Source organism: Methylomagnum sp. (genome assembly GCF_054333355.1).
Genome location: NZ_JBTEKS010000315.1, coordinates 1 through 5,230, shown reverse-complemented (window position 1 = coordinate 5,230; position 5,230 = coordinate 1). Strand labels below are relative to the sequence as shown.

Here is a 5,230-nt window from a genome sequence, read left to right as displayed (position 1 = left end):
ATATAGACAATTCGACGGGTGAAGCGGCGTTCTGCGCCCTCTCCCCACGGGAGGCCGGTCCTGAGCGGGGCCGAGGGGGCTTGGGGTGAGGGCGATCAGACGGGGACGCCCGGCGAGGTCATCCCGTGGTGCCCTACCCGGATTGAATTCACGGCCCCGTAGCCCGGATCGGAGTGGGGGCCGGGATGATCTGTCAGGGCAACCGCGCTATGCCGGGGGCCGCTGTTTTCCCCTCTCGCCTCTGGGAGAGGGAGAAAAATCACATAGCGCGATTGCCCTACCTGCGCCACGCCGGGCAGTGGCGGGAAGTTTTCCGGGGCTTGTCGCGGCGGGAGTGCATGGCGCAAATCGAGGATAATCCCGTCTTTATCACCGAATAAGCCATTGACCCACCCCATGAAGGCCGACGAATTGAAAGCCCACCCGATGCCCTCGGACCAGAGAACCCTGGCCGCGGAAGTGACCGAATTGTTCCAAAAATTTCCGGCGGTCAAGGACCACCACCAAGCTCAAGGCCCCCTGCTGCGAAGAGCGCCTGGCGGGCGATCCCGGCGACAGGCAGCGGTTGCGAGTCGTGGCGGGGCGGGGCGGCGAGCCGCAGAACCCGGACTCATCCACGGAGCCGAACCAGTGAATCGTAGAATCGAACCATGAGCGCATCCGATACCGTCACCATGGCGTCCCTACGCGCCGAGAACCGGGCGCTGCGGACCCGTCTGGAGCAAGCGGAGGCGCTGATCCGCGCCATCCGCGCTGGGGAAAAGGCCGATGCCTGCCCGCACGCGGAGCTTGCCGAGTGTCGGCAGGTTGAACTGTCTCGGCTTGAACTGTCCCGGTCCCGGCGTGACGAGGAACTACGCGAGAGCGAACGGCGCTGGCGCCAATTGGCCGAGGCCATGCCGCAACTGGTTTGGACCTGCGCCCCCGAGGGCCAGTGCGACTACCTCAGCGCCCAGTGGGTGGACTACACCGGACTCACAGGGGCGGAGCAGCTAGGCTACCGCTGGCTGGAGCAAGTCCACCCGGAAGACCATGAGCGGTTGCTGGCCGCTTGGCACGAATCCGTCGCCAGCGGCAAGCTTTTCACCACCGAGTTCCGTATCCGGCGCGCCGACGGCGCCTGGCGCTGGTTCCTCACCCGGGCCACGCCGGTGCGCGACGCACGGGGCCGCATCGTTAAATGGTACGGCTCCAACAGCGATATCGAGGACATCAAGCGCACCCAGACGGAGCTGCGGGAACGGGCCGAACGCTATGAGCTGATTCTGGCCGGCGCCCAGGACGCCATTTGGGATTGGGACATCCCCAACCGGCGCGTGCAATTTTCGCCGCGCTGGAAGACCTTGCGCGGCCATGCCGAGAACGAGATCGGCGGCAGCGAGGAGGAATGGCGCGAGGGCATCCACCCGGATGACGCCCAGCGGGTTTTCGCCGGTCTCCAAGACCACCTCGAAGGCAAGACGCCCGTGTTCGTCGAGGAATACCGGGTCCGCTGCAAGGACGGTTCGTGGAAATGGGTGCTGGACCGCGGTCTCGTCCAGCGCGACGCGGTGGGGCAGGCGATCCGCATGGCCGGCTCCGAGAGCGACATCACCGAGCGCAAGCAGGCCGAGGAATCCCTGCGCGAGAGCGAATCGTTCTACCGCCAAACCCTGGAGTCCATTCCCGGCATGGTCTTCACCACCCGCCCCGGCGGCTACTGCGACTACCAGAGCCAGCAATGGGTGGACTACACCGGGATCCCCATGACCGAGCATCTCGGCGATGGCTGGAACACGTTGTTGCACCCCGAGGACCGGCCGCGGGCGTTCGCCGCTTGGCAGGCCGCCGTGGAGGGGGTCGCCCCCTACGACCTCGAATACCGCGTCCGCCGCCACGACGGGGCCTACGAGTGGTTCAGGGTGATGGGCCGGCCCATCCGCGATGCGGCGGGCCGGATCGTGCGCTGGTTCGGCGTGGCCATGAACATCGAAGCGCTACAGCGCGCCAGGGCCGCCCTGCGCGACAGCGAGGAGCGCATACGGCTGGCCCTTGAGGTCAGCCATACCTTCGCCTTCGAATGGGAACCGGCCAGGCCTCCCTTCAGCGGGTCCATCCCGACGACCGCCCAGGGTTCCTGGCGCGGCGGGCGGGCCTGACCCCGGACGCGGGCAGCTACCATACGGAATACCGGCTGATCCGGGGCGACGGCAGGGAAGCGGTCCTGGTGGAGTCGGCGCGGGGATTCTTCGACGCCGGGGGCAAACTTCAACGCCTGGTGGGCGCCACGACCGACATCACCGAAACCAAGCTGGCCGCCGAGGCGCTCCGCGAGAGCGAAGCGCGGTTCCGAACCTTGTTCGAGGCGTCCGCCGACGCCTTCATGCTGTTGAACGGAGAGGGACTCATCGACTGCAACGACGCCGCGCTGCGGATCTTGGGGTACGACAACGATTCCTTCATTTTTGAGCCACAAGGTCTGAGCGCTCATTTCCAGAGGTCATAAACCAGTTCCGGGGGAGGCTTCTCCATATTGAGGTCATAACGGCCGAACCGATTGAGATGGCGGGTGAGGTAAGGGCTGAGTGCGGCCATCAAGGCGGGCGTCAGGGGATAACCCGCCTGCCGCAGGTCATGCAGGACGCGGCTGAGCGAATGCACGTTGTGGAAGATGATGCAGTTGGCGACCAGATGGTTGTACCTGATGAGCTTGCGCTGCTCGTCGCGGTCATTGGTCGGGAGGGTCTTGTCGCCCCCGAAGGCGATCCACTGGGAAAAGCCGTTGAAGGACTCGCTCTTATTGGTCGCCGCCTGGATGACCGTGCGCAATTCGGCGCTGCCCAGATAGTTCAACAGGAATTCCGTCCGGACCGCACCGCCCAGTTCCCGGAAGGCCTGGTACAGCCGGTTCTTACGGCTGTAGGTGCCGAGCTTCCGGAGCAGCGTGGAGGGCGTGATCCGCCCGGCCTTGATGGACAGCGCGACCCGCAGCATGTCCGGCCAGTGCCTCTGGATCAGCGGCCAGTCGACCGGGGTGGAGAACAGCGCCTCGAGGTGGGTGAACGCCGCGTTGGGAGCGGGACGGTAAAATTTCAAGTGCTTCCAATGGCGGATGCGAGGCATCAAGGTGATGCCGAGCAGCAAGGCCAGGCCGAACACGGGGGCGCTCTGGGCCTGGGTGTCGCCGTGGATGGTGTCGGGTTGGATGTCGGACTCGTTCTTGAGCAGCCCGTCCAGCAGGTAGACCGCCTCCCAGACCCCGCAGGGGATGAAATGGGAGAACAGGGCGATGTAGGTGTCGGACACATGGTAGTAGCCGATCCCGCCGTAGCCGCCATAGCGGATGTGGTATTCGGAGAGGAGATTCTGCTCGTACAAATCCCATTTCGTGCCGTCCACCGAGGCGCTTTGGCCCGTTCCCCAGTGCCTGGGCAGGGCGAACCGGTGGTAGGCATTGATGATGTCCCGAATGGCCTTGTCCAGGCCCGCCTCGGTGATGTGCCGATCATGCACCCAGGCCAGTTGCCGCCGGTCGACCTGGCCCAGGGACCGTGCCGTCTGGGTGGGGCCGAGCTGGCAGCCATAACAAAACACGGTGGCCAGGTAACGGGGAACCGGGTTGTCGATCTTGGCCTCATGGCCGGAGACCGGTCCGAAGCCGCGGCTCCAGCCCAGCCAATGCGCCGTATCGCGCAGCACGTCCAGCAGATGCAAGGGTTCCAGGCGGTCGGCGATGAGTTGCTCCAGATCGGCCAAGCCGGAACGCGTCGCCGCCTTCTCGACCCGGCGCAGGACCGGTTCGCCGTTTTCGATGCGCAGATGGGCATTCTCGGGAAACCCCCGGTCGGTGGCCTCGGCCGCCGCCGTGATCCGCGTTTTCAGATGGGCCACGAAAGCGGCACCGTCCATCGGCAACCCGACCAGCTCGCCGTAGGCGGCGAGCCCCGAATGGTACTCGTCCCAAGAAATCAGCTCATCCCGATAATCGGCGAAGTGGCCGCTGCCGGGAATGCAGAGATCGCCGGACTTCAGCTCCGCCACCAACTGGGAGAAGACACAGACTTCGAAAGAGCGGCGCCGTAACCGCCGTGGCGTGGCCTCGGGTGGTCCGGGACCGGTGACCAGGCGCCGCCAGGCTTCCGGCATCCAGGTCAAATCCAGGTCGATCCCCCGCGGCACGGCCAGCCATTCGCCGGTCCGGGACTCCCGTTCCAGCAGGAACCCCACGACCGTCCCGAACGCCGCATCCTGGGTCGTGGCCCGCACCGGGATGGCCCTGAGCAGGCGGAACAGCGTGGCCCGGTGGCTCTTGAAGAAGCGCCAGAGGAAGGGAAAGTAGTTGTCGCCGGCATGGGCCAGATGGTCTTCGCAGCCTTGGAGGACGGTATCCCCCCGGTCCGGCAACAGCGCCTCCATCGCCCCGACCCTGGCCTCCGCGGTGCCCTCGGTGCGATAAGCCGTCACCAGGTCCCGAAGGGTCCGCACCAAGTCATCGGTGCGCTGCCGCTGGCGAACGTGATAATCGGCCAAGGCCTCCTTGCCCTTGTGATGCAGGGCGGAGACCCGCTTGATCAGCATCTCCGCCAGATCATCCAGCACTTGCGCCGATTGCACGCTGAGCAAGGCCGCCGCCAGGGTCAGGCGCTTGCGCGGCGCCATGTCCCGCATCCGGGCGGCATCCAGCGTTTTGGCTTCATGGGCGAAATGGCGGATCTTCACCGCCGGCAGTCCCGCCAGCACGTGGGACCCGAGCGGATAGGCGGATAGCCAGGCCTGCCGATCCAGCCAGAGTTTGAGGTGGGTCAGAGTGGGGCTGCCCGGCTCCTGCTTGAGGGCGTTCCAGGGGGTGAAGCGGGACTCCGGCTCGGGCACGAAGAGCGCTTCGAGGCGGGCTTGCTCCTCGGCATTCAGCCGGGCCTCCACCTCCCGGTAAAACTGGCGATAAACGAGGCCGCGGGCATGGCGCGCGCCCCGCGGCAACGTGTCGAAGGCCGGCAGCTCGAACCGTTGGCGGACCAACTCCTCGATGGCGACATTGATGAGGTCGGCCAGATCCTCCTTGGTCCGGGCGGCTTGGCTCATGGCCCGCAACATCGCCTGCCGGGCTTCCGGCCCGTAAGATTGGACCTGCAGTCTCTGCCGGATGAGGCGCACAAGCCGCAGGCGGGTTCCGGAGCGGTCATAGGCCGCCAGCTCGGTCACCGAGGCCGGCGCCGGGTTAAACGCCGCCAGATGATCGACGAGGGTGGTC

At 66.1% G+C, this 5,230-nt stretch carries 3 protein-coding genes; 2 read left to right on the top strand and 1 reads right to left on the bottom strand.

Annotated features, from left to right (window positions below; translation table 11 throughout):
* The first annotated feature begins 650 nt into the window (after positions 1–650).
* Together ACXWUF_RS18070 and ACXWUF_RS18065 are read left to right on the top strand one after the other, a co-directional pair.
* On the top strand, positions 651–2,138 hold the full coding sequence (locus ACXWUF_RS18070) for a PAS domain-containing protein (RefSeq protein ID WP_458496000.1): 1,488 nt from the start codon (positions 651–653) through the stop codon (positions 2,136–2,138).
* Positions 2,060–2,485, top strand: a complete 426-nt coding sequence (locus tag ACXWUF_RS18065) for a PAS domain-containing protein (protein WP_458495999.1) — start codon at positions 2,060–2,062, stop codon at positions 2,483–2,485. The genes ACXWUF_RS18070 and ACXWUF_RS18065 overlap by 79 nt, the downstream gene beginning before the upstream one ends.
* On the opposite strand, the gene ACXWUF_RS18060 is transcribed toward ACXWUF_RS18065, so the two are convergent.
* The coding region (locus ACXWUF_RS18060; protein WP_458495998.1) for a Tn3 family transposase at positions 2,467–5,230 on the bottom strand (2,764 nt) is incomplete at its 5' end. The genes ACXWUF_RS18065 and ACXWUF_RS18060 overlap by 19 nt on opposite strands.

Coding starts and splice junctions, on each gene's coding strand:
- ACXWUF_RS18065 (WP_458495999.1), top strand. CDS start 2,060: ATGGGAACCGGCCAGGCCTCCCTTCAGCGGGTCCATCCCGACGACCGC.
- ACXWUF_RS18070 (WP_458496000.1), top strand. CDS start 651: ATGAGCGCATCCGATACCGTCACCATGGCGTCCCTACGCGCCGAGAAC.